1 pseudogene is annotated in these 768 nt (G+C 46.1%); it reads right to left on the reverse strand.

Features of this window, described 5'->3' with window-relative positions:
* Positions 1–768, reverse strand: a pseudogene (locus M3090_RS15440) (IS982 family transposase); the annotation flags it as partial.

The raw sequence follows: 768 nt of genomic DNA on the forward strand, positions 1-768 counted from the left end.
TCAAAACAGGGTAAGTTGCCCGTCTCTGACAAAACACAGGTCAATGGCGGGCTTCTTTTCAAAGAAACAGTATGCCGCTATGGCAGAAAGCGAATTGGCAATGAAGTTATTGAAGGAGCGGTGTCTGGAGTTGTTCAATCTGTGCGATATTCTTCAACTTGTCATTGACCGTTTCTGTCAAAGCGCGTTTTCTCAGCAGGATTTTGTCCGCTACGCTCATCAGGGAATTTTTCATGTTGTTCTTCACTTTGGTTATCAGCTGTATGCCACCCGTGAAAAGATTCTCGAATAGTGCCTGACCGATATACCCTTTGTCCGCACAGAGCTTGCCCTTTATATTTTTCAAGAACCTGGTTTGTTTCAACGGCTCACGGTCATCCACATTTCCGGGTGTAAACAAAAAGTTAAGGATTTCCCTCTTGCCATTGATAATCAAATGCAGTTTGAAGCCGAAGAACCATCTCATGGAACATTTTCCACGCTGCGCAAGTCCCTCGAAGGTTTTATGAATCAATATGCGTTGTCTCCGGCATACATGCAGCGGAGTGGAATCCACAAAGCTGATACCGGTGCAGGTGCCCAGTAAGACCTCCTTGATGAAGAAGGTCAGCTGCAACAGGACTTCTTTCTCCAGCTCCACAAAACGGTTATAGGACACACGTCTGGGGAAAAGGTGGGGCAGATACTTGCAGGCATATTCCTTGTAATAATGCTTGAAACATCGGAAACCTCCCGAATGGAACAGGATCAGGATGCCCCTGATTTCCG

Source organism: Bacteroides sp. ET71, assembly GCF_023336905.1.
In the GTDB taxonomy this organism is placed as follows: Bacteria; Bacteroidota; Bacteroidia; order Bacteroidales; family Bacteroidaceae; genus Bacteroides.